We start from the raw sequence: 22,691 nt of genomic DNA on the forward strand, positions 1-22,691 counted from the left end.
GAGGCAATGTCCCGCGCTGGACCTTGGTGGAATACGGCGAACCAACGCCCTTGATCCGCCAAATCGCCGCCAAGGTCGGAATCGAACGGAGCGCTGCTCGCGCGCTCTTGGAAACCGCCGGGCGCAGGGTGGCGCGAACCCTCGGCTTCGACGCTTCACCAATCCAGATTGTTGGTGACGACGTTAGGGCAGTCGACTTCGCGGGTATGCTCGCACTCGGTCCGCGTATGGAGATCGAGGTCGCCCCCAAATTCCTCGGCCCTTCCGAAGGATGGCAGGAGGATTTCTTCCTGTTGGCCCTGCTTTCGCAGCACGGCCACCTTCTTGATGAAGGCCTGTCCGCATCTTCTTCGTCGAAAACCGACTTGCCGACTCTGATCGGCAGGGCACTGGCAAGCTTGTATTGGAAGAACCGTCGACGACCTATCCGGGTCTATCGGCGAGAGCAATTCCAAGGGTTCGAGATCGAGGGTGATTTCGATCCCGTGGATCTCATCGTACCCGATGAGGAGGGATATTCGCAGATCGTGACCGGCCTCACGCGGAGGAACGAGTTTAACGATGCCGTTCGGCGCGCGGCGATGACGTTGGCACTTGCGACCCCGGACGCCGAGACGCGGATGAGGTTGGAACGCGTCGTGCATGATCTCCCGCCCAGGCCAGGATCACCTCGATTGACCGAGCGCAGGCTCCCCAGTCGATCCAGCGCCTGGAAGCCGACATATCGCTTGAGCCTGGACGTCCTACGCGGCTTGAGTGGTAGCCTGTCTCCGGGCGGGTCGGAAGCGCCGGGGTTCGTGGTTGATACCTGGCGCGCCTGGGAGAACTTGCTGACGCTCGCCGTTCGATCCTATTTCGGCGGCCATCTGACGCAATCGCAAAGGTCCGCTCAATTGGGACGGACCCGACGTTCAGGGGGCTCATTCCGGGCCGTCAACGTTACGCCGGACCTCGCCGTGTCGAGCAGCGTGAAAAAGGGATCGGGATTTCTACTGGACGCCAAGTACAAGGGACGGTTCGAACGCGGCAACGCCACCGTCCAATCTGCGGATCTCTATGAAAGCCTTGCTTTCTCCAGGGCAACAGGACAGGGAGTTGTTTGCTTGGTGTACCCGCGCGTGCCTGACGCGAACGGTCCCACTTCGACAGGGGCCGTTCGCATGCTAGAGCGGATAGAGGTCGACGAGGTCCGCGTCGTGGCCCTCGACGTTGCCGTCAAAGGGCTTTCTGCGCCCGCAGGATTGAAGAGGTTCTGCGACGGGTTAGGCTCCGGGGTAGTTTCGATGATTCAAGATGGCGACGAAAGAGTTCCCTGAACACGGCATAGCATATCCGAACATCGACAAGGCGCGGGATCGTTCGCTCACCCGTCGTGACGTGTTCGACTTGGTGTGGTCGATGCCGCTGGGGAAGGCCGCGGCCATGTTGGGAACGACGCCACGAAGGATTGCTCGCTTCTGTCACTTGGCTGAGGTACCGGCACCCGGGCGTGGCTATTGGCGCACCCAGCGCGATATGACACTCCGCCCCACCTTGCCGGAGCCATCAGTCTTTCTCCCCGATTTTCGCGTGATCGTCGATCTGGGCAGTCTCGGAGTGTGCAGACGATCCGAAGTCCTGTTTCCGATCGCGTTGGGCGCGACCCGGTCAAGAGTGCTCGCCTCGATTTCACAAGGCATGCCGGCCATCGCCCACGGACTTTCGCAACATTCCGTGGGCGATCAGCACTTTCGCCGCACGCGACTGGTCGACATGCTATCGGAAGCCATCGAGGAGTTGGGTGGGCGCGTGCGGCGCTCGGCCGACCCCTTTCAGCCGATTTCCATCAACATCGGCAGCCAAGTCGTCACAATCGTCGTTGGCGTCGGCGCGCCCTTCAGAAAGGCCGGACCACGTTCGGCGCAGACTCAGATCCATGAAGCTTACGGGCTCCGGATCGCCGAATTGGCGACTCCTTACGCCGGGCGTGTGCATCGTGAGTGGCGCGATTCGAACGAGCGGTCATTAGAGGAACAGTTATCGCAGATCCTCGCTGATCTAGTCGTGGAGGCGGATGCGCGATGCCGTCGTGCCTTAGCTTCCTGTCTGGCGGGCCCCAAGCCCAAGCGAACGGGCGACCGGACGTAGGAAGCAGCAAGAGCCTGCCGACAACTAGCGGGCGAGCGCCACATCCGCGTCGCGCCGTCAGCGCTGAAGGCCTATTTGGCCGATCAGACCCGTCAGCCGGCGCGCGTCGAAAGCGCTCCTCCGGCACCGAAGCGGGTCAAGGCGGCGCCCGTCCAGGTCTTCGAGGGAACGGTCGGCAAGAACCTCCCGTGGAAGGTCATCCAGGCGGACGCCCTGCAGGGGCTGAAGTCGCTTGAGAGCGAGACCGTTGACTGCATGGTGACTTCGCCGCCGTACTACTGGCAGCGCGACTACGGCTACGACGGGCAGATCGGCCACGAGGCCACAATCGAAGGCTTCGTCGAGGCCCTGCGGGACGTCTTCTCGGAGGCCCGGCGCGTTCTCAAGCCGACCGGCACGCTCTTCCTTAACATCGGGGACACCTACTATTCGGCCAAGGGCAAGCCTCACGGCCGGGACGCGAAGGCCTCCGGCCGCCAGATGGCCCGCACGGTCCTTCGCGCGGTCGACGGGCCGGGCCTCGGCCTGCCTCGCAAGTCGCTGATCGGCATCCCGTGGCGCGTCGCGCTGGCGATGCAGAAGGAGGGCTGGACGCTGCGTAGCGACATCATATGGGACCGGCCCGGGTCGCTCGGCGAACCGACGGCGAGGGACCGGCCTTGGCGCGACTACGAGCACATCTTCATGTTCTCGCGCGCGCCCCGCTACTTCTTCGACCGCACCGGCCTAGACGGGAACGAGGACATCTGGTCGTTCCCAGCGCGGCCGGACAACCCCATGAGGCACGCGGCGCCGTATCCACTTGAGCTCGTCAATCGCTGCCTCGCGGTCGGTTGCCCGCCCGGCGGGACCGTCCTCGACCCGTTCGTCGGATCGGGGACGACGATGGTGGCGGCGCTCAAGAGCGGCCGCCCGGCCATCGGCATCGACCGGCACGCCGACTATTGCCGTCACGCCTTGCAGTGGGTGACCAAGGCCTAAGGCCGTAAGAGGCCGGGGTTGTTACGGCGGAGGAGGTAGACACTGAGCGCCGAGGACACGGTCACGACCAACTTGGCCTCCTCGAATCGCGCGTCCTTCCCCTCGCGACGTGACGCCCCTATTGGCTGGCGTAACCCCACAATCCCTCAACGCCCTTGTCCGGCGGCTTCATCAGACCGAGGCCTGGCAGCGGTTGCCCAAGGGGAGCGCTGGGCTGGCCCATGACGTCGCGCGCGGTGCATTCGAGAGCGGCCATCCCGTGCTGCCCGGCGCCGGTGATGTCCGGCGGCCGGCGGGAGATGTCCGAAAGCGCGTGGCGCATCTTTATGGCAGCCGTCGGCTTAGCAGCCGCGTCCATTAGCCTGATCGCCTCTTCGGTCGCCTCCCGGAAGGCCAGGGAGCCGCGTCCGATCACCCGGCCGTCCTTCATCTCGTAGCCGATGCCATGCTCGCGAAAGACCTCGTTCAGCTGATAGGCGAACTCGACCTCTGCGCGCCGACCTTGGTTGTAGAGCCGGTCGTAGATGCGTTCGGCGATGTCGTAGACGCGGAACCACGGGGCCTCGAAGACGAGGTGTTGAGTCTCCTCCGAGACGTTCGACGGGCTCCAGTTGTTGCGGTCCGGAACGCGCAACAGCACCTCGCAGACAGTCGAGCGAAGCGTGTCGACCGACATGCCGCTTGCATTCCCTAGAGCGAGCACCGCGGCCCTCACGAGCTCGGGCGCGTCCTCGCGCACCGTGATCTCGGCCTCAGGCGCGGCGTATCCGTGGCGTGCCGAGAATGAGCTACGCTCGTCCATGTCACCTTGCTCGCTTAGTGCGTATTGAAGTCGTTGTACGGCGTTCGCAGTGCGACCGAACAATAGATCTCCAGCAGCGCTTGCCTAGTCTGGTCGGCCTCGTCGACGAACCGGTAGTCCATTCGGCGGATGCGGGCCTTGGCTTCGGTGAAGGCGGCGAGGAACTCGGCGTTCGCGATCAGGCCGGCTCGGCTGTCCTCCCCGGCCTTGTAACTCGACTTGGCCTTGCCGGTGGCCTCCCGGGCCAGGCGGAACGCGAATGCCGCCATGCGATGCGTCGCGCCCGGGTTGCAGTGCCTAGCGTACCGCTTCCGCAGCTCGTTCGAGCGTCCGACGTAGAGGTGTCGCCCGCCCTGGGTGAACAGGTAGACGCAGCTCAATGGCATGTCGCGGGGCAGCGCTCCGCCGGTAAATGCCTGTCCGGCGACAAGACGCTCGAACGAGGGGTGCAGGCTCTCGGCCATCGCGGCGAAATCGGGGTTCATCGTTCCTCCGCTGGCCGAGACGGCTAGGCAAAGCCGGCGACCTGGGCGGGGACGCTGCCACCAGTTGCTCTGACCCTCAGCAGAAGTGCTCGCGCTTGACCAAATGCCCCGCGACAACATCAGCGAGTCCGCCGGACCGAACCGTGACCTCTCGTTCGGCTAGAAATGCTACCGCCTTCAAGCCGTCGCCATCCTACATGATCCCGCCGAAGTTTCGGGCATAGGTTAATGGTCCTCTGTAGGTATTTGCGCCTAGTCCGCGGGCCAGAGCCTCGAGCGTGTGCCCATGGCGTGCGGGTGCGAGAACCTCGCGGGCGTGCCACTTCATCTTATGCAAGGCATTTTCATCCAGACGGACCTGCATTGCATTATTCCTCGCGGAAACAACCATTCGATGATGATAGTTGGGCCTTGCCAAAGAGCAATTCCCGTCGGCGTCTTGTCGCGGATTTTCACGTTTTGGAGGGTCGCGCCTATCTCTGGGGGCCGACTCGATGCCGAAACGGAAACGCGCCGTTCAAACAAATGGATTGACAGCTAGGTATTTCATCATATTATTTGCGTATGGAACCGTGCGATTGGCCGGGTGCATTGCGGAGTGACGACCCGCAATCCTGGCTGCCGATGAGGCAAGATTGTAGCGGGGCGGCTCGGACGTAGAAGCGCCAGTAGTCTAGCGCATGCGGATCGACGACTCGCGGGGCATATAGCCGATCTCGCGTTTGATGGCTCCGATGCTTCGCGAAGCGACGAAGCGTTCTCGCTCCGGAGCGGTCGTCAAGCCATGTCCTCCCTCGCCTATCAGATCGAATCTGTTCGCCAATTTCCGCGTGCCCAGATCAAGGCGAAGGAACTCGCCGCGATCCTCGGGATTTCCGAGGCAGCCCTGAGTTCCCAGCGGCGGCGCCGGACGGGCCCTCCGGCGGTCATTCGGGAGGGTTGCCGGCCCTACTACGACCGCGCGGAGGTTCTCGTCTGGCTTCAAGCGCAGACGGACCGGAACGCCCGCTTGACGCCCCCGGTCAACCCCGGCCTTTCGTCTGACCGCGCTCCCTGAGCCTGCGCTGACGGCCGATGGCGGCCATGGCCTTCGCCGAATCGACTTCCCCGGCGCGGCGCAGGGCCGCCTCGGCCGCGAACGCGTGGATGGAGCGGCCACCGTTCCATGACCGGACCACCTTGCGCTGCCGCACACTGCCGCCTCGGGCGAGCGACACCAGACCGGCAAAGGCATCCTCCCCGAGCGCGCGCTGCAGGGCATCGCGCGCAATCGGAACGGCTCCGCCCGAGAGGGCTTCCAGGGCCATCGCGGCGAGCACGCGATGAGACTTTCCGATCAGGGCGAAGTCGAAGCCCGCCGGCTTGCGTTCCTTCTCAGGAGGGGTAGACGCGAGGGCGGACGGCTTCTGCGGATCTGCCATCCCCCTTTCCGTGACGGCGACCGGCGCAACCTGCCTTTTAGGCAGAGGGCGGATTCTGGTGACCGCCGCGCGCCTCTGGGCCACCAGCATCCGCGCGTGAGCGCGCAAGGTGTCGCCGTAACCCTTCATGGCGATGGTCGCGACGAAGCCGACACCAAGCGCAACCGACAACCCCGCGCCGGTCAACAGCATCCCACCTGCGGCCAGGGCGAAGGCAACCTTGCGAGCGCGGCGAGACTGCAGAATGCGCGCCGTCCGAAAAGCCCGGTCGATCCTCAACTGCCTCATCCGGGCCGTCTCGCGTCGGGTCGCCAGGGTAGCCCGGCGCATTGCAGCCTGGGACTGGCCCCGCCCGACCTTGCTGGAATCGGCCTCTGCCTTCTCGCGGGCGCGCCGCATCCGGCTGAAGATGCTGTCGAACTCACCGTCCGCCGCAGCCTCGAAACGGCCCCGATCGATTTCACGGTCGAGATCGCGCTCGGCTCGTTTCAGCGTCCGGGCCGCTCCCTCGCGGCGAGCCTGGGCAAGAGGCGGTGCGTCGCGACGGAGTTGCGCGATCACCGACGGTATCATCTCCAGGCTCCCACACGAGGCGATCTCGACCGACGCGGCGAAAGGTAGCGCCATGCCGGTTTCGTCGTGGACGGCCATAAGGGTTTCCTTGCGGTTCCCGATCGCAACCGAGAAGCCCTGCGCGGCAAGGGCGCGAGGAAGGGCTCCTGAGTGCAGCCCCTTCCTGACGGCGGCGAGGAGACGGTCACGGAATTCCGCCAGCGTCAGCTTCGTCCGGGCAGCCTGCTGGCGGTCGGCCTCGCTATCCTTGTCGCGTCTGCGGACCGGCTCACAGGGTTCGAGAATTTGCGCCTCTCGATCCCGGCCACGAGCGCGTAGGTCCGCAGCGTTCCGCTGAACCCTCGGCCCCGGCGTCAGAGCCTCGCCAAAGGCGATCTCAAGGCGGCGGCTGACGAGTTCGTCGCGCACATAGTTGTCTTTCGAGCTGAGGACCCGCCCCGTCGCAGGATCGACCGCACTGAAGAGGAGATGAAAATGCGGCGGCCTGTCCCCCTTGTCATGCTCGATCAAGCGCATCGGGTGATTGCGGGAGATGCCGTTCTCCCGCCGGATATGGGCGACCGTACGAAGTAGCTGCCTGCGATTCAAGGCCTGCGCCGGCGAGATCTTGAAGTGCCCGAGCGTGATCCGCGCCCTGGGATGGACTGCGGTCAGGGCGGAAGAGAACGCCAGGAAACCGCGCAGATCGCCCGGATAACCGCGGTCGAAATCGCGGTGCTCGACGACGCGCCTGTTGTTCCTGGTGTTGAGGAGATGGGCCACCCGGTTGGGATCGTCCTTCACATAGCTGGATCGGATGATCATGGCCGCCCCCGTCCGAGCGCGGCCATGACGGCACTCAAGGCGGTGTCCAGGTCGAGCCGCATACGCTCCAGCTCATCTTGCCTCCAAGGCAGGGGCCTGCCTCCGTTCAGGTGCGCGGCAACCTGGTTGATATTGTTGCCGACCCAGCCGAGCTGACCCAGCGCCTGGCCCAGCAGGTCGGCATTGGCGACCCGGCGCCGGACCGTGGCGGTTCGGGCGATCAGGCCGATTTCGCGCTCGATGATGCTTCGTGCCAGCTGGCCCGGGGTTACCCCCATTGCCACGGCGACCTTGACCAGCTTCTCCGCCTCTTCCTTCGCCACTCGGAAGACGAAGGGGCGGCTCTTCTCGTCCTTCTCATCTTGCTTTCGGTCTGCCATGGCAGGCCTTCCGTGCGTTCGCGCGGACAGCCCGACCGAAGGGCGGCGGGGGTCCACGGGGGCAGAGCCCCTTGGCCAGCAGACATGTCAGGCGGCAGCGCCGTAAACATGTCGTCACTGGCATACTGTAGTTGATCCTACATCCAATAAAATTGACTGCGATCATATCTGGAACATAGCCGCAACGTTTCTAACAAAATTGGATACGTTAAAGCTCGCAATATTTCGCTGAATATTATTTTGACGCGTTTGACGATTTTGGCGCGCTCGGCATGAACGATCTTCATGGCGACTTAAACAACGTGCGCCCGAGAAATCATGCTGCCAATATAGGCGCAAGGAGGGCAGCAGCATGAGCGACCCGCGAACCGACAGCCTGGCCCGGCTCGCTCCGCGGCCGACGGCAGTGTCCCTGAAGAGCGAGTTCTTCAAGATGATGCCGGCGATCGAAGCCGCGCTCGAGCGCGACGTTCACTGGAAAGACATTCTGGCAGATCTCGCTCGTAACGGCTTCCAGATCAGCCCGGAGCTCGCCGCGAACTATGCCGCGCAGTACCGGCGCAGGAACAGGCCGACGGGCGAGCCCGGGAAACCGGGGCGCCCCCGCAAAGCCGGTCCCCACGCCCCGGAGTCGGCTCAGGCCCCGGCCATGCCGGTTCTCGTCGCCGAAAACGGCCGGCCCATTCCGCGCACGGTGGCGAACCTCCGACGACCTGATGCCATCGACTGAGCCAAGCCGATCACCACTGCCCAATCGCCTACCAACCACGCGATCATGAGGAGTTACCGATGACCACCACGACGAAGGCCGCCTCGCCCGGCAAGAAGTACGTCCTCGCAGCCGCGGGCGGGGGCGGCAAGAGCACCCTCGCGATGCTCATGGCCAGCACCGCCATCTTCCGGAAGGTCGAGATCGACATCTTCGACGTCGAGCCGGCGAACCCGACCTCGCGGCGCTACTTCAAGTCGATGCCGCCCGAGAACGCTTTGGAGGACGACAGGCCGGAGGCCGTGGTGCCTTTCCTCGAGAACAGGGTTTTCGGCAGCTCTCGCCCGGCGATCGTAGACCTCGGCGCGAACATGGAGGGCCATGTCCTCAGGTGGGTCAATGACCGGGGCGCGGCGGTCGCGGAAGACATCCGCTTCATCGTCCCGATCTCCAAGCGCGACGGCATCACCGCCGCGGCGCGGATCGCGCTCAACTGCGGGGCCGCCTCGATCCTGCTCGTGCACAACGAGGCTGGCGGGCTCGATGCCGACGCGGCCATCGCCGATCCCGCCTTCGTCAGGCTCGCCAGCCAGATCGGCCAGCCCGCCCGCCTGCCGCACCTGGGCATGACCATGGCGGACGTGCACCGCACGAGCACGCCGCCCCACGCCATGATCGCCGGTCGGAACCGCTTCGAGGCGCAGGGCGCTTTGACCATGATCCGCACGGTCGAGGCGACCTTCTTCGATCACCCCGAGTTCCGGCCCTGGTGAGATCGGCATGGCCCGCTTCACCGAGGCGCTGAGAACGTCCACGGGCGTGCGCGACAAGGATCCCGTCGCGCCCGTTTTCGACGCGATCGACGATCTCGATCGTCGGGTCTCATGCGCCGAAACCCAATTCGGCGATGCGGCAGAGACGGAGAAACGGGTGCGCGGCGATCTGACGCGCAAGGCCATCGTCGCGGGCTTTCTGACGGCCGTGACCTCGACCGGACTCGCCATGACGTCGATGTCGACCCTGGTCGCGGGAATCGAACGCCGGAGCGCTGACGAAGCCCGGCGCCTCGACGAGGAGCGGATCCGCAGCTTCGACGCCCGCGTGGAACAGCGTGCGGCCGAGATCGCGTTCAAGGCCGTCACCGACGCGAACGGTCGCGCGACCAGCGCCGAGGCGCAGCTGGAGGTCGCGCGCGACAAGTTGGGGTCCCTGGCGCGCAATGCCGACGACGAGGTCCGCGACCTCGTCAAATCGATCGCCACGGCGCCGCGGGACGATCTCGCCCTGATGGGGAGGCTGCTCCGGCACCAGAATCCGAACGTCCGCCGGGCTTGCGACGCGCTGACCGCCGTGTCGCCGGCTCTCATCACGAAACTGCAAGCGTATCTCACGGCCAACAAGGGCCGCCTTTGAGCCTGGAAGGAGCACATATCATGGACTTCGACAACGAACTCGACCGTGACCGCGATTTCGACGAAATCTGGTTCAACCACTCCGCGCAGTTGATGACGATGCGCAACGCTTCCCCGGCGCGTGCTGCCGCTGCCTCGCTCGCGTTGATGCGTCGGGTCTTCGGCACCGATCCCGCCTTCTCCTCCTGGGCGGAAAAGCATACGGCCTCCGGGGCACTGTCTTCGACGCCCCGGTCTCAGGCACAGCCCTGATCCTACCGCTTGCCTGCCTGGCGACCTCCCGGTCGTCGCGGCGGGCCGTGAGCGTCTCGCGAGATCGGTCGCCGGCCGCCCTCGTCAGGCCGCGGTCAGCGTCGGAATGTTCGAGACGTCGACCTCTCGCTCGGCATGCCAGGTATCGTAGGCTCCCTGCATGCGGACCCAAAGGCCGGCGCCATTGCCGAAGAGCTTGCCAAGCCGTACCGCGACGGCCGGCGAGACAGGCTTCTTCTCTTCCAGGATGTCGTGGAGATGCTGACGGGAAATCCCGAGCAGTCGCGCGACCTCCGCCTTCGGCTTGCCTACGGCGGGGATGACGTCCTCGCGCAGCAGGGCGCCCGGATGGATTGGGGCGCGGTCACGGGATCGTAGGGCGGGGGTCGTATCGGGCATGGTGGGGGCTCCTGACGGTGGCGCGGGGATAGGGGCATGGCCCCGGTCAGTGATAGTTCTCCAGATCGACGGCGAGGGCGTCCACGCCGTCGAAGGCGAAGGTGATGCACCACGGCCCGTTGACATGGACCGTGTACCGCGTCGGATCGAAGCCCCTCAGCGCATGGAAGTCGAAGCCGGGGAGGTTCATGTCCTCCGGTCTTCCGGCCACGTCGAGGGCGTCGAGGCGGCGAAGCACGCGGTCTTGCAGTTTGGCGTCGACCTTCGCGGTCCGTCCCTTCTCCCATAACTCGGAGAGGCCTTTGTGCTTGAAAGACCGGATCATGATGGAAAGTAAGCTTACTGCTTACGCACGTCAACGAATAGCTTACGCCGGAACCCCCGTTCCTGGGGCGGCACTGCCTGAGGAATGGCGATGGTGGCGAAGACCCGAGCCGGAAACGAGACGCGGCGGCGCGGCAAGCGAGCGCGAGGAAAGGATGGCGGCGTCAACAGACGCCACAGCGCGGCAAACGAGGGCCGCCAGGGTCCTTTCTCTCAATCGGAGAACCGCGGAATATAACCGCCATGAAACCCCGTCCGGCTGAATCCGCGACCGAGGTCCTGGCGGGCCTCGTCGAGCGCGTCACGTTCCACAACGAGGAGAACGGCTTCGCGGTGCTGCGCGTGAAGGCGCGCGGCAAACGCGATCTTGTCACCGTCGTCGGGCACGCGGCGGTCATATCCGCCGGCGAGTTCATCCAGGCGAGCGGGGAATGGTCGAACGACCGCCAGCACGGCATCCAGTTCCGGGCGCGCTTCCTGAAGGCCATGCCGCCGACCACGATCGAGGGCATCGAGAAGTATCTCGGCTCCGGCATGATCCGTGGCATTGGTCCGGTCTATGCGAAGAAGCTGGTGCGCGCTTTCGGTGAGAAGGTCTTCGACGTCATCGAGGCCGAGCCGGATCGGCTGCGCGAGGTGACCGGTATTGGCCCGAAGCGAGCGGAACGGATCGTCGCCGGCTGGTCGGAGCAGAAGGTTATCCGTGAGATCATGATCTTCCTCCACGCGAATGGTGTCGGCACCTCGCGTGCAGTTCGCATCTACAAGACCTATGGCAACGATGCCGTCCAGCTGATCTCGGAGGACCCTTATCGGCTGGCGCGCGACATCCGCGGCATCGGCTTCCGCACCGCCGACGCCGTGGCGATGAAGCTCGGCATCGAGAAGACCGCGATGATCCGGGCCCGTGCCGGCATCTCCTATGCCCTGACTGAAGCGCTCGACGATGGCCATTGTGGCCTGCCTCGCGACGAACTCCTGCCTCTCGCGGTAGAGCTGCTGGAAATCCCGGAAGGCCTGATTGTCGATGCGCTGAAGCTGGAGCTCGAGACAGGCGCCGTCATCGCCGATACAGTCGAGGAGCGCCCTTGCGTGTTCCTCGCCGGGCTTTACCGAGCCGAGCAGTCGATCGTCGCCCGGCTGAAGGTCCTGAAATCCGGCAAAACGCCCTGGCCCGAGATCGACGCGGAGAAGGCCATCCCCTGGGTGGAGGAAAAGACCGGGCTGACGCTCGCCGACAGCCAGAAGGCGGCTGTGCGCACCGCGCTCGCCTCCAAGGTCACCGTGATCACCGGCGGGCCTGGCGTCGGCAAGACCACGCTGGTCAATTCCATCCTGAAGATCCTCGCGGCCAAGCGCGTCGAACTCCTGCTCTGCGCCCCGACCGGCCGAGCCGCGAAGCGCATGACGGAGACGACAGGGCGCGAGGCGAAAACCATCCACCGCCTGCTGGAGGTCGATCCAAAGACCGGCGGCTTCAAGCGCAACGACGAGAACCCACTCGCCTGCGAGTTGCTCGTCGTCGACGAGACCTCAATGGTCGACGTCATGCTGATGAACGCGCTCTTGAAGGCCGTGCCAGACGACGCAGCAGTGATACTCGTCGGCGATGACGACCAGTTGCCGCCTGTGGGACCGGGCCAGGCGTTGGCTGATATCATCGCGAGCGACGCCGTGCCCGTCGTCCATCTGACGGAGGTGTTCCGGCAGGCCGCGCAGAGCCAGATCATCCAGAGCGCACATCGGATTAATGCCGGCAAGCTGCCGGACCTCACCAGGCCGGAGAGCAAAACGGACTTCTATTTCGTGCCGGCCGACAGTCCGGAGATCGCCGTGCCGCGCCTGATCGAGATCGTGCGGGAGCGCATCCCTCGCCGATTCGGCGTCGATCCGGTCCGCGACATCCAGGTCCTCTGCCCGATGAACCGGGGCGGCGTTGGCGCGCGCTCGCTCAACATCGAGCTGCAGAAAGCGCTCAATCCGCGCACGGATCCCCGCGTCGAGAAGTTCGGCACGACCTTCGCCGTCGGCGACAAGGTGATGCAGATCGAGAATGACTACGACAAGGAGGTCTATAACGGTGACGTCGGCTTCGTCGGTTCGATCGATCTCGACACCGCCGAGATGTCGATCGCCTTCGACGGACGCTCCGTGTCGTACCAGTTCGGCGAGCTGGACCAGGTGGTGCTGGCCTATGCCACCACGATCCACAAATCGCAGGGATCTGAATATCCGGTCGTGGTCATCCCGGTCCTGACCCAGCATTATGCGATGCTGCAGCGGAACCTGCTCTACACCGGAGTCACGCGCGGCAGGCGCCTCGTCATCCTGCTCGGACAGAAGAAGGCCGTTGCCATGGCGGTCAAAAACATTTCCGGCCGGCGGAGATGGTCGAAGCTCAGGGAATGGTTGGCGCCGGCCGCCCGCGCGTGACGGACTCAGATTCCAGCGGCAGGCGCCCCCATGCCATCGCGGCATGGAGGCGTTTAGAGCGATCGGGCTCGTCGCCCTGATCGGGGATCAGTTCAGGGTGGCGGCGTTGGGTAAGGACGGCACCGTCCGCGCGGCCTTGGAAGTCCCGGCGCTCTCGGCGATCGGAGCAGAGACACGCGGCTCGGTCGTATCGGCCATCGCAACGGCATGCGCCGCCAGGTCGGCGTGCCCGAACCTCAGCAGGTCCCAGATGGCCTCGCCGAAAAGCCGGCCGGGATTGCACAGCAACCTCGCCCTCTGCTCCTCGAATGCGTCCTGATATCCGGGCCGCTCGTCGACCGGGGGCCACCAGACCAGGGAGAACAGGCGGCACTGCTTCCAGGTGCTGTAGGCGACGCGCGCCTGGAGCATCAACATCAGGATCGCGTTGGCGGTCGCTTCAGCGAGGGGAATGCCGACGTGCTGCTCGTCACACACGCTGAACCCCACCTCGCGGCACGGCCGCTGAGGGCCTCCGGTCGGATAGAGCACATCGACACGCGCTTGCCAGGAAATGGAGATCTGCCGTCCGTCCCGGGCAGCCCGGCGAATGGCGGGGTCGATCATCAGGAGACGTTCGATCTCGCGCCTGACCCGGCTTGCGACTTTGTGCTCGCTGGATCCGGGAGTGTAGTCGGATCGCTCCACGGTGAAGCAGAGCTTCTCCTCGGGGCCACCTCGCTGGATGAAGGGCTCCCCGACGACGCTCAGTCCATGCGTGAAGTCGTTGCGAGTGGGGTATCCCTCAGGCACGGCTTCGACGCGCAACGCCGTCGTCGCGAACGGAGCAGCCCCCGTGACGGGCCGCCTGTCGAGGGCATCGAAGGTGCGCAGCGCAAGCTGGGCGGCTTTCGCCGCGTTGGTGATGGCCTCGTTTTCACCACAGGCGAATCCACGCCAGGTGAAGGCATACTTCGGCAGATAGCCACCCGCCAGATTACCTTCGACATAGGCGACCCACCGGGTCTGCTGGCCTGCGTTCGTGGACTGGTCAAGCATGGGCTGGTCGATACGCATTGGGAACTCCTGAAGATTGAAGATGGTGATGGCACCGCAGAGCCGACTGGCTGATGGCTCCAGATCGGCCGCCACTCGCAGAGCTGTGGCGCGCGGACCCGGAAAAGAGCAGCTGGGCGGCGGAGATCGGGCCCGATGGGCGTCGCGATGTCCTCTCTTGAGCAGCGGCGTAGACACCACTCTGTCGCAGAAAAGCTGGCTGCCTCTCGAAGAGCCGGACAGGGCGGGCATGCCGGCCAGCGGCGGCGAGCCGAGCAAAATAGGCGGCACGCAGAAAAGCTGGAGCAGGATCGAAGGCATCGAGCAGACTCACGGTTGGCCACCTGCCTTTCGGCAGGTGGTCATCCGCGCCTCACTCGGACGTACCCGGGCGCGGCACAGTAAGCCCGGCGTAGTGTAGGTAGCGAAGTTCCGGCGCCCCTACACGGATGCGATCTGTCGACCCCAGTCCGTACACAATCCCCACGCCCCAGGGCGCAAACCCAGTGGGCAGAACCTGGAAACGGCCCGATCCTGCACGGCCGCCCTTCTTGACCGCTGAGGCTCGGCAGGGCGACGCTCACAAGCCCGCTGTGTCGAGCGGGTCTCTGAATTCGGCGCCCTGCTGCTCCGAATCACGCGGGCAGGATTAAATCGAACATACCATGAACAAGTATCTGACCAAGGCCAGAATGCACTCTGGCAGCCGCAACCTTGATCATGGTTAACCGACAGGAAGGGAACGGCAGGCGCGGGAGGAGCATGGACGCCTGCTGTTCCAGGTTCCTCGCCTCATCCGCATCCGGCGAGCTTCGGGAGGATGAGGCGGGTGCGATGAAGGCACCGCCTTCGACGGTGATCTTGCACTTCCAAGCTAGGCCAGGCTGCCGCCGTGGGTCAGGGATCGGTCGATCTCAGGATCGAGGCCCAGCCCTGGCGGCCGCCGAGCAGACGCAAGATCACGACATGATCGGCGGCGGTTGCGGCTTCTCCTTGATCGGCCACGCTTGTCGCGCGGTCCATCATCGCCTCGCTTTGGGCGAGGCCGTTCGTGGGCAACAGGCGATGCTCACGGGCAAGCCCCGTCTCAAACAGGAAAACATGACGTATCGTCGCCGCGTCTTGACCGGGTCGGAAAGCAGGGAAGCCACGTTTGGACCATCCTAGCTCCCTTTTCCCTCGCGCCCCCGAAAACTGTTCTCGACACGGATGCCGGCCAGGATCGCGGCGGGTCGGCCGGATGCATGCAAGGGATGTTGCATAGCTCCGAGATTCCGAACGGGGAGATATTTTCCCCTCGCGCCCCTCTTCCATGGAAAGCCGACTCCTGTTTCGTTGAGGTGGGTTCGCGCGAGACCATCGCGTTCCTTCGCGCCTACATTCCTTGGGGGGCCGCCAAGCCTGGACCCCAGCGCTCGCTATCTGATCATTCACCACCACCGCCCACCCCTGAAGGGGGTGGGCGGTGGTGGTGAATGTCTCGATACGATCTTGGTCCTGGCTGCCGAGCGGCTCCCCTCGGCACTATACGGGCCAAGCGCAGCGACCCCGCCGGGAGGCTCAACTATCGTCGCGCGGATGAGCGTCGCGCTCCCGAGCGAGCCCGGGAGCCGGAGACGATCATCGTACCAGATCATTCGGACGGCTATGCAGCTTTCCGACTGATCTACCTGTTGGCGGAAACCCTGACGCCGCCAAGTAAGACTCCGTTCGACGGGAGCGCGAGGGAAGGATGGTAGTCCGGGACGTTACCGTGAACGCTTATCGGTCGCAGTCCGACGACAGAAACGGCGAAAGACGCGGTTTTTCCTCACCGTAGCTGACGCCGCGCTAAGATGGGCCGAGGGAGGAGTGCTCCCGGCATGAATGCCCCTTGTGATGCAAGCCATCTCTGCCCGCGAAGCCGGGCTGTTATGGTGGAGCCTCGCTCCCGTCCGGCGTCAAGGGCCGGGCGGGAGCGAGCGCGCATTCACGGCGACGACGTCCCTTCCATGCTGACTTCGCTATCATGCTCGGAGGGCTGCAAGGCTGCCGGAGCCAGCGAGCCTGCCGCCGACGCGTAGATTCCCACGGGCCTTACGCAATCGCGCTTGCGACCGTTCTTGCCCGGCCTGTTATAAATCTCGATGACGCGGGTGCGCAGCATCAGGTCAATGACGCTCTCGATGTCCTGCCTGTGGATCTTCCCGTCGGCTCCGAGTTCCCCGGCAATCGCATACCCGAACCAGTCAGGGGAGTTGGCGCTGTAGACATATTGCGTCTCTAGGCCGCCCAGCGCGTCGAGTGCCGCCGAGACGATGTCATCGAGCCCGTACTGCTCGATCTCCGGGGCGAACGGCTCGACCACGCCGACGATATCGCCGGGATTCTTCGGATCGGGATCGTTCCCGATCGCGACCGAGGAGAGCTTGATGTAGTTGGCGGCGCTCTCGCCCGAGTTGTTCTGCTTGGTCGCCCTGATCGCCACATAGCGGTGGGCACCGCCATCCCTGACTCCGAGCCTCTCGGTGTCCTTGGTGCCCATCTGCGAGAGGTTGCGGACATGCCGCGCGGCCGCTGCAAGCGAACTCGCTCCGCGGCTGGCGTCGGCGCTGTCGCTGCTGCCGCCCTTTGAGGCATGGTGCACGAGGTGGACGGCGCATTTGCCCTGCTCGGCGATCCGCGCCCAGGCCTTCACCATCATGTCGATACCAGTATTGTCGTTCTCAGAGACCGAGTGGGTCGAAATGAACGGATCGACGATGATAACGTCGATCTTGCCGGCGATGCTGTCGACGAGGCTCCGGACCAGCGGCTCGTTAACCTCCAGCCGCGCCTTGTCCGTTCCGCTGGAGAGGTTGATGCGGTTCGCGCTGCGTCCCGAGTTCACGAACAGCCGCCCCTTCAACGCTTCGTGGTCGAGCTTCTGCGCCATGGCCGCGGCCTTGATCCGGCGGTCGATCTCGTCAATTGGCTCCTCGCCGTTGTAGATCCACACCCGCAGCGGCTGGAGAGGCTTCTCGATGAATGCCGCGCCAGAGGCCATCGCCACGGCCTCGGCGATGCATAGCGACGTCTTGCCCGTGCCACCCGCGGCGATCGTGAGCGTGACCTGATGCCGCTGATAGGCAGGACCGAATAGAAATTCACGCATCCGCAGCTTCGCTCCTTTCAGGGCACGATAAGGTTGGGGAACCAGGAAGGCCGGACCGGCCACATCAGGAGGAGGCGAAGCTGGGTTGGAAACAGACATAGCGGAGCCAGCATTCGAACCGCCGGATAGGGTTGGCTTGTGCATGGTTTGGACAACTCTCGGATAGGGGGAGGAGACGGCGGCCCGCGAGCGCGCCGGTAGAGCCGCGCTGTTCCCTCTCCCGCGAGGCCGGGCTACAGCGCGGAATGGTCTGGCGACGGTGTTTCAAGAGCAGGGCGAGGACTAATCGCTCGAGGGAGGAACCCGTCGCCTGACGAAATCGAACCAGATCGAGCGCTTTGGTGAGCGCCAGCGTCCGCGTCGCGGCTCCGACCCGACGCCGGCTACAAAATTCCCCTCTCGACACGCCGGGTTTCGCATTGGCTCGATCCCATGCCGGATCGCGATCGCGTCGTGCCCGTCGTCGAACCTCGCATGCCAACGGAGCTCTGGGGTTCCATCGGGGTTGAGGAGGCCGGTCTCCCGGAGCAGTTCGTGATCGGCGTCGCATGAACGCAACGCCTCCTCCAGGGCTCCGACTTGGGCAGCACGCCCCGCCTCCCGAGCCGCCGCCATTGCAAGCGCGTCGCTCAGTTGCTTCTGGCCCCAGTTTAACCAGCCCGGGACGTCGATAGGCGTGGCGCGAGCCGTGCGGCTCGTAGGGTACGGATGCCAGGTTCTTTTAAAATGCATGACATCGCCCCACCTTCATGGCTCAGTGGCCGCCCCTGCTCGGCGGCGCCTCAGTCGCCCACGATTACGCAGGTCGGGTGCCGTAAGGTCGATTAACGTTTGCGTTCCATTATGGGCGCAAGGCGTTCCACTTTGCGCGCCGGCAGATCGAAAACATGGCTCACGACACCCTCAGCAAATCACCTCGAATTGATCGAATGAACTGGGACGACCTGCGGCTGTTCGCGCTGGCCGCCGAGGAACGTAGCATCCGGCGAGCTGCCGCGCGGGCGGGCGTCGGGGCGGCGACCTTGTTCCGGCGCATCGGCGAATTGGAGAAAGAACTTGGTGCCAAGCTGCTCAACCGGTTGCCAGAGGGCGTTTCTCCAACTCTCTTTGGCCAACGGGCATTGGCGCTGATCGATCAAATGGCCGTTCCAGTACACGGCCTTGATCAGTTGGCAGCAGAAGTCCGCGGAGACCGCGCCTTCGTGTCGATCACGGTGACGCAAGGCCTCGGCGTAAACTGGCTCGTCCCGAACGCCGCAGCCTTTCACAAAGCAAACCCCACGATCGGCCTGGATTTCCGCATCGCCAATGGCGTCGCCGACATCCTGAGGTTCGACAGCGATCTCGGGATTCAGATGACGCCTCCCACCGCGCCGGACCTCGTGGCAGGAAAGCTGGGCCGCATGCATTTCGAACTATTCGCCTCACAGGCCTATCTGGATCTGCATGGGTGCCCCGCCGACCTCGCCGGACTCAGGCGGCACCGCTTCGTCGAGCAACTCGACGGCCATGTCGAAGAAGGGCACGTCGCCAACGTCCTGGGAGAGCTCCGCAACGAGCAGGTAGCAGCAAGGGTCCTGGGGAGTTGCGGGGCGATCCGGGCGATAGAAGCTGGGATCGGTATTGGAGCGTTGCCAAATTATTCGGTCGCGTTTGGCAACAAGGTAGTTCCCCTGAACCTGCCTGTGACCAAATACAGGGACATCTGGCTGACCTACAGGTCGGATGCTCGCGAGCGGGCGGCGGTGACTACGACAATCGCCTGGCTAAAGTCGCTGTTCGATCCACGTCGCTGGAAATGTTTCAGGGATGAGTTCGTGCCGTCAAAGGACGTTGGGCCTATGCCTTTCGGTAACTCAGGCTGATACTCTAGGTTTTCAAAGTTCTTCGCCACTGCGGTGCGCGTGTTGTCGTAAAGCACCGATACCGGCACGCCCCCGAATAAGCCGAAGGCCGAGACGTGCCCGTCCAGGAGCACTTCCGTCGCCTCGCTCGGGCACGCCTTCACGAAGCAGGCGTCCCACAGCGGCAGGGCCAGGCAAAAGAAGTGGAGCTTTTGCCGCACCCCGCCGATTGGGCGCCGCATCGCCTGCGGGAAGCAGGCTGCGGAATTCACCGCATGTCTGAAACAGCGGCCTCTATGAGGCTGTGAGCCCAGGATTCACAACGGAGACCAACGATGGATGAGGATCTGAAGACCGACTACCGCATGCTGGTCTACCAGCACGCCATGGCGCTCACGACCTATGCCAAGATGTCGAACGCGGACGCAAAGGCCCGCGCGGTCGACCTCGCGCGCAGCATCTTCGGCGACGATCCGGAGTTCAACGTGGCCTTCCACGCGCCGGAGGAGCACGAGGACTAGGCCGAAGCGCTGGGAGCCGATTTATGTGCAGCGAGCCGCAAGCGGGAATCGGTCCTCTTTCAGCATCTTGACCGCCTGCAACTCGCGCTGAAGCCTGAGCAGACGCGTCGCGTCGTGCGCCTCGAGGAGCTGGCTAACCAGCGAAGCCGCGGTGGCGAAGGCGACGGAGAAGCCCTTCTGACAGGTGGCAAGAGCCCGAGCGCGAGAGCGACATGGGTCTTGCATGTATTTCGGCGTGCAAGTTAGGGTCTGACGCAGTTCTGCTGACGCTTGGGGTCATTGCGCGCCGATCAGACGGGCTTGGAGGAGATCGATCTTTCCGCGGCCGTACATTTGGCGTTTGACGAGCTTGAGCCGGGTGATCTGGCCCTCGGTTTGACCGTTCGACCAGGCGGAGAGGATCGCTGCTCGCACCGCGGCCTCGTCTCGTCGGACGCCGTTCGCCAGCGAAGCGACTAGGCTTTGGGAGGCGCTCTCGATCCAGGAAGCCAAAGGCTCGGCCCGCCTCGACCTGATCATGGCGTGGAAGCCGGCGATGATCTCGCGGGCCTCGACCAAGGCCGGCACGCCGGTCTCGATCGCGGCGATCGTAACAGTTTCGGCCTTCGTGAGATGGTCGCGACCGGTGGTCATCAACCTCGCGATGGTCCGGGCCGACGGGACACGTGCGAGACTGCTTGCGTCCGCTTTCTCAGCGCGCCGGCGGCGAGTTGCCCATTCGGAGACAACTGATCCGCCCCCGCCGAGAGGTCCAGGTTGAATGTTAGTGTGCGGTTGGCCTCGGCGCCAACGCGGTCGGCTCAGCCGGTCTGGATAGCGCAGCCGCCCGCGCGGTCATGGCGGGCACGAAGACCTCCGGCGCGGGAGGCTTGTATCCGAGCGAGCCATGCGGGCGTACGGTGTTGAAGTGCCGCCGCCAGCTCTCAACGATGATCTTCGCCTCGGCGAGAGTGTAGAAGATCTCGCCGTCGAGCAGTTCGTCCCGCAGCCTGGCATTGAACGACTCGATGAAGCCGTTCTCCCAGGGGCTGCCGGGCGCGATGTAGGCGGTCTTCGCGCCAACCGCGCCGATCCAACCCTGTACGGCCTTGGCGACGAACTCGGGGCCGTAGCACATTGGGAAGAGGCTCGACCGTTGGCTGACGGCGCGCGAAGCCTTGCGTAGCGCAGCGCGCCGTCACGGCGGTCATGGCCGGCCAACAGGTCTCTAAAGTGAGGTTGTCGAGACAACACTTTGGAGCGAGGCCAACCATGACCAAGCGCTTTTCTACTCCCACCGGCACCGTGCTGGTAGCGATCGACATGTCCAAGCATCGTCAGGAGGTCCTGATCGAACGACCGGAAGGCGGCCGCCGCCGGCGGATGACCGTGTTGGCGACCAAGCCGGACTACGACCGCCTGGCTGCTGAGCTTTCCGCGATCGGACGCCCGATCATCGTCGGCTTCGAGGCGACCGGAAACTACCATCGCACGCTCGCTTATCGGCTGCTGACGGCAGGCTTCGAGCTGCGGCTGATCTCCTCGGTCGCACTCGCGCGGACGCGAGAGGCTCTGCACAACGGCTGGGACAAGAACGATCCCAAGGATGCCCAGGTGATCCTGCACATGCTGCGGATCGGCGCCACGCAGGCCTATGTCGATCCGCTGGCGGCCGGCATCAACGATCTCCAGGAGTTGTCGAAGACGCACGAGACGATCTCGAAGACCAAGACCCAGACCTGGCACCGCATTCTGACGCACTACCTGCCGCTGTATTTCCCGGAGATTGGCCGCTTCGCCGGCAATAGCCGGTCGGATTGGTTCCTGGCACTGATTGAGCGCTTCCCGACGCCCGGCAGCATTACCGCACTGGGGCGAGAGGCCTTCGCACTCGAGGCCTGGCCTTTGGTCGGCCGCAAGGTCTCCAAGGCACGGCTGATCAACGACATCTACCAGACGGCCTGCACATCAATCGCATTGCCTGTGCCGGAGGACAGTGCGGCGATCACGATGTTCCGGATGATCATCGCCCAGGCGCGAGGCCTGATCCGGGAGCGCAACCGGATCGAGGAGATCGCGCAGGCCACGCTGGCCGACCATCACGATTATCAGTTGCTGCGGCGGATTCCGGTGTGTTTCAGCGCCGAAGCATGCCCCAACCTCAAGCGGCATATAAGCCATTCAATTTAAAAGGTTATCCGCATTTAGAGATGGGGCGATCGGCGCCGGGCGCAACCCCGTCGCTGGGCGGCAAAATGCCATTCAAGTCAGCGCGTTAAAGGCAGAATTCGCCGGGTCAATCTTCGGCGCTTACTCACACCCAGAGCGGGCACAACTAACGTCCGCTATTGGGCAGGGCAAAGCTGGCCTATTCCAGATGATCAGAAGGCAAGGGCCTTCCGCATCGACTAGCCGAAGAACACTTCGCGGGTGATGATGATCGGCAGGTGACCGTCGGGAAGGAAGTTCGGCTCATCAGCGCGGGTCGCGACATATTCCGCGGTCAGCGTGCCGGCTTTCATGTCGGCCGTCGAATCGAACCAGGTGATCGCCAGGCCATCATAGACATGCTCACCGGTCTCGCATTGTGAGAGGGCGAGGTGGTTCTGCTCATAGCGCCGCAGTACGGGGATGGTGGCGGCAAGCGGTCCATGGATGCTGCGCCAATAGTCCCGGAAAGGCGCCAGAGGCATGCCGGGCCGGCGGTTGACGAATTCGATGTTCTTGACGGCGGGCTCCGGCGCCGGGCCGTCCTTGATGACATGGACGTCGACGGCCATCCGCACCAGCCGGGATGGATCGACGAGCGGAACCACATCCGCCGCGACCCGGCGCGCGGCCTCGCTGGCGTCATGGGTCGCGACGGCGGCGTCATCGTCGAACCAGGCTTCGCTGATCCCGTCGAACAGCAGCTCCCCCTTGGCGTAGCCCTTTTCCAGCGCATGGGACTGCACATAGCGCCGCACGCCGGGGGCTGCGGCGGCGAGCGGGCCGTGCTCCTGCGACCAGCGACGCTGGAACTCCTGCACCGAGAGGCCGGGCGCCCGTTTCAAGAGGGTGACGATCTTGCGCATCGC

20 protein-coding genes and 4 pseudogenes are annotated in these 22,691 nt (G+C 64.4%); 11 read left to right on the top strand and 13 right to left on the bottom strand.

Annotated features, from left to right (window positions below; translation table 11 throughout):
* Window positions 1-50: 50 nt before the first annotated feature.
* From NUV79_RS11955 to NUV79_RS11965, 3 genes are all read left to right on the top strand, one after another.
* Window positions 51-1,316, top strand: a complete 1,266-nt coding sequence (locus NUV79_RS11955) for a 5-methylcytosine restriction system specificity protein McrC (protein ID WP_257733311.1) — start codon at window positions 51-53, stop codon at window positions 1,314-1,316.
* The gene (locus NUV79_RS11960) at window positions 1,294-2,127 is read left to right on the top strand and encodes a hypothetical protein (RefSeq protein ID WP_257733312.1); all 834 of its coding nucleotides are present in this window, start codon (window positions 1,294-1,296) and stop codon (window positions 2,125-2,127) included. The genes NUV79_RS11955 and NUV79_RS11960 overlap by 23 nt, the downstream gene beginning before the upstream one ends.
* Before the next feature lie 75 nt (window positions 2,128-2,202).
* Window positions 2,203-3,108 (top strand): DNA-methyltransferase, encoded by a 906-nt coding sequence (locus NUV79_RS11965; protein WP_257733313.1) that lies wholly within the window; start codon window positions 2,203-2,205, stop codon window positions 3,106-3,108.
* Window positions 3,109-3,226: 118 nt separating this feature from the next.
* Here the strand turns inward: NUV79_RS11965 and NUV79_RS11970 are convergent, their stop codons facing one another.
* The 4 genes from NUV79_RS11970 to NUV79_RS11985 all read right to left on the bottom strand — a co-directional run bounded on the left by NUV79_RS11970 (window position 3,227) and on the right by NUV79_RS11985 (window position 7,573).
* Window positions 3,227-3,910 carry an AbiJ-NTD4 domain-containing protein gene (locus tag NUV79_RS11970; protein ID WP_257733314.1) on the bottom strand — a complete coding sequence of 228 codons (684 nt, stop codon included), beginning with the start codon at window positions 3,908-3,910 and terminating at the stop codon, window positions 3,227-3,229.
* Between the two features lie 14 nt (window positions 3,911-3,924).
* On the bottom strand, window positions 3,925-4,395 hold the full coding sequence (locus NUV79_RS11975; RefSeq protein ID WP_067988157.1) for a GIY-YIG nuclease family protein: 471 nt from the start codon (window positions 4,393-4,395) through the stop codon (window positions 3,925-3,927).
* Window positions 4,396-5,417: 1,022 nt separating this feature from the next.
* Window positions 5,418-7,193: a hypothetical protein gene (locus tag NUV79_RS11980; protein ID WP_067988160.1), complete on the bottom strand. Its 1,776-nt coding sequence runs from the start codon at window positions 7,191-7,193 to the stop codon at window positions 5,418-5,420.
* Complete coding sequence (locus tag NUV79_RS11985) at window positions 7,190-7,573, bottom strand: hypothetical protein (protein ID WP_067988163.1); 384 nt, start codon at window positions 7,571-7,573, stop codon at window positions 7,190-7,192. The genes NUV79_RS11980 and NUV79_RS11985 overlap by 4 nt, the downstream gene beginning before the upstream one ends.
* A 352-nt stretch (window positions 7,574-7,925) precedes the next feature.
* On the opposite strand from NUV79_RS11985, the gene NUV79_RS11990 reads away from it, so the two are divergent.
* Genes NUV79_RS11990 through NUV79_RS12005 form a run of 4 tightly spaced genes read left to right on the top strand, consistent with a single transcriptional unit; the run spans window position 7,926 to window position 9,946 of the window.
* Complete coding sequence (locus NUV79_RS11990; protein WP_257733315.1) at window positions 7,926-8,303, top strand: hypothetical protein; 378 nt, start codon at window positions 7,926-7,928, stop codon at window positions 8,301-8,303.
* 59 nt (window positions 8,304-8,362) lie between these two features.
* A complete protein-coding gene (locus NUV79_RS11995) occupies window positions 8,363-9,055 on the top strand; it encodes a hypothetical protein (protein ID WP_257733316.1) in 693 nt (230 codons plus the stop codon).
* A gap of 7 nt (window positions 9,056-9,062) precedes the next feature.
* Window positions 9,063-9,695, top strand: a complete 633-nt coding sequence (locus NUV79_RS12000; RefSeq protein ID WP_257733317.1) for a hypothetical protein — start codon at window positions 9,063-9,065, stop codon at window positions 9,693-9,695.
* A 20-nt stretch (window positions 9,696-9,715) separates the two neighbouring features.
* Complete coding sequence (locus NUV79_RS12005; RefSeq protein WP_257733318.1) at window positions 9,716-9,946, top strand: hypothetical protein; 231 nt, start codon at window positions 9,716-9,718, stop codon at window positions 9,944-9,946.
* A gap of 84 nt (window positions 9,947-10,030) precedes the next feature.
* Here NUV79_RS12005 and NUV79_RS12010 read toward each other — a convergent pair whose 3' ends face one another.
* Both NUV79_RS12010 and NUV79_RS12015 read right to left on the bottom strand, forming a co-directional pair.
* Complete coding sequence (locus NUV79_RS12010) at window positions 10,031-10,345, bottom strand: HigA family addiction module antitoxin (protein WP_257733319.1); 315 nt, start codon at window positions 10,343-10,345, stop codon at window positions 10,031-10,033.
* Between the two features lie 46 nt (window positions 10,346-10,391).
* Entirely contained in the window at window positions 10,392-10,670 is a 279-nt protein-coding gene (locus NUV79_RS12015; protein WP_257733320.1) for a type II toxin-antitoxin system RelE/ParE family toxin, read from the bottom strand.
* 242 nt (window positions 10,671-10,912) lie between these two features.
* Between NUV79_RS12015 and recD2 the strand changes: the two genes are divergently transcribed.
* The gene (recD2, locus tag NUV79_RS12020; RefSeq protein ID WP_257733321.1) at window positions 10,913-13,102 is read left to right on the top strand and encodes an SF1B family DNA helicase RecD2; all 2,190 of its coding nucleotides are present in this window, start codon (window positions 10,913-10,915) and stop codon (window positions 13,100-13,102) included.
* Between the two features lie 87 nt (window positions 13,103-13,189).
* Here the strand turns inward: recD2 and NUV79_RS12025 are convergent, their stop codons facing one another.
* From NUV79_RS12025 to NUV79_RS12035, 3 genes are all read right to left on the bottom strand, one after another.
* Entirely contained in the window at window positions 13,190-14,158 is a 969-nt protein-coding gene (locus NUV79_RS12025) for a hypothetical protein (protein ID WP_257733322.1), read from the bottom strand.
* A gap of 876 nt (window positions 14,159-15,034) precedes the next feature.
* Window positions 15,035-15,196, bottom strand: a complete 162-nt coding sequence (locus NUV79_RS12030; RefSeq protein WP_257733323.1) for a hypothetical protein — start codon at window positions 15,194-15,196, stop codon at window positions 15,035-15,037.
* 910 nt (window positions 15,197-16,106) lie between these two features.
* On the bottom strand, window positions 16,107-17,369 hold the full coding sequence (locus NUV79_RS12035) for an AAA family ATPase (protein ID WP_257733324.1): 1,263 nt from the start codon (window positions 17,367-17,369) through the stop codon (window positions 16,107-16,109).
* 788 nt (window positions 17,370-18,157) lie between these two features.
* On the opposite strand from NUV79_RS12035, the gene NUV79_RS12040 reads away from it, so the two are divergent.
* Window positions 18,158-19,135 (top strand): LysR family transcriptional regulator, encoded by a 978-nt coding sequence (locus tag NUV79_RS12040; protein ID WP_257733325.1) that lies wholly within the window; start codon window positions 18,158-18,160, stop codon window positions 19,133-19,135.
* Window positions 19,136-19,155: 20 nt separating this feature from the next.
* On the opposite strand, the pseudogene NUV79_RS12045 reads toward NUV79_RS12040, so the two are convergent.
* Window positions 19,156-19,344 (bottom strand): annotated as a pseudogene (locus NUV79_RS12045) (IS21 family transposase); the annotation flags it as partial.
* Between the two features lie 105 nt (window positions 19,345-19,449).
* Between NUV79_RS12045 and NUV79_RS12050 the strand changes: the two are divergent.
* Window positions 19,450-19,635: a hypothetical protein gene (locus NUV79_RS12050; RefSeq protein ID WP_257733326.1), complete on the top strand. Its 186-nt coding sequence runs from the start codon at window positions 19,450-19,452 to the stop codon at window positions 19,633-19,635.
* Between the two features lie 276 nt (window positions 19,636-19,911).
* Here the strand turns inward: NUV79_RS12050 and NUV79_RS12060 are convergent.
* Both NUV79_RS12060 and NUV79_RS12065 read right to left on the bottom strand, forming a co-directional pair.
* A pseudogene (locus NUV79_RS12060) lies at window positions 19,912-20,376 on the bottom strand (transposase); the annotation flags it as partial.
* 22 nt (window positions 20,377-20,398) lie between these two features.
* Window positions 20,399-20,743, bottom strand: a pseudogene (locus NUV79_RS12065) (integrase core domain-containing protein); the annotation flags it as partial.
* A gap of 143 nt (window positions 20,744-20,886) precedes the next feature.
* On the opposite strand from NUV79_RS12065, the pseudogene NUV79_RS12070 reads away from it, so the two are divergent.
* Window positions 20,887-21,744 (top strand): annotated as a pseudogene (locus tag NUV79_RS12070) (IS110 family transposase); the annotation flags it as partial.
* Between the two features lie 278 nt (window positions 21,745-22,022).
* Here the strand turns inward: NUV79_RS12070 and NUV79_RS12075 are convergent.
* Window positions 22,023-22,688 (bottom strand): EthD domain-containing protein, encoded by a 666-nt coding sequence (locus NUV79_RS12075; protein ID WP_257733327.1) that lies wholly within the window; start codon window positions 22,686-22,688, stop codon window positions 22,023-22,025.
* Between the last annotated feature and the right edge of the window lie 3 nt (window positions 22,689-22,691).

It is taken from the genome of Allobosea sp. 47.2.35, assembly GCF_024655635.1.
Taxonomy (GTDB): domain Bacteria; phylum Pseudomonadota; class Alphaproteobacteria; order Rhizobiales; family Beijerinckiaceae; genus Allobosea.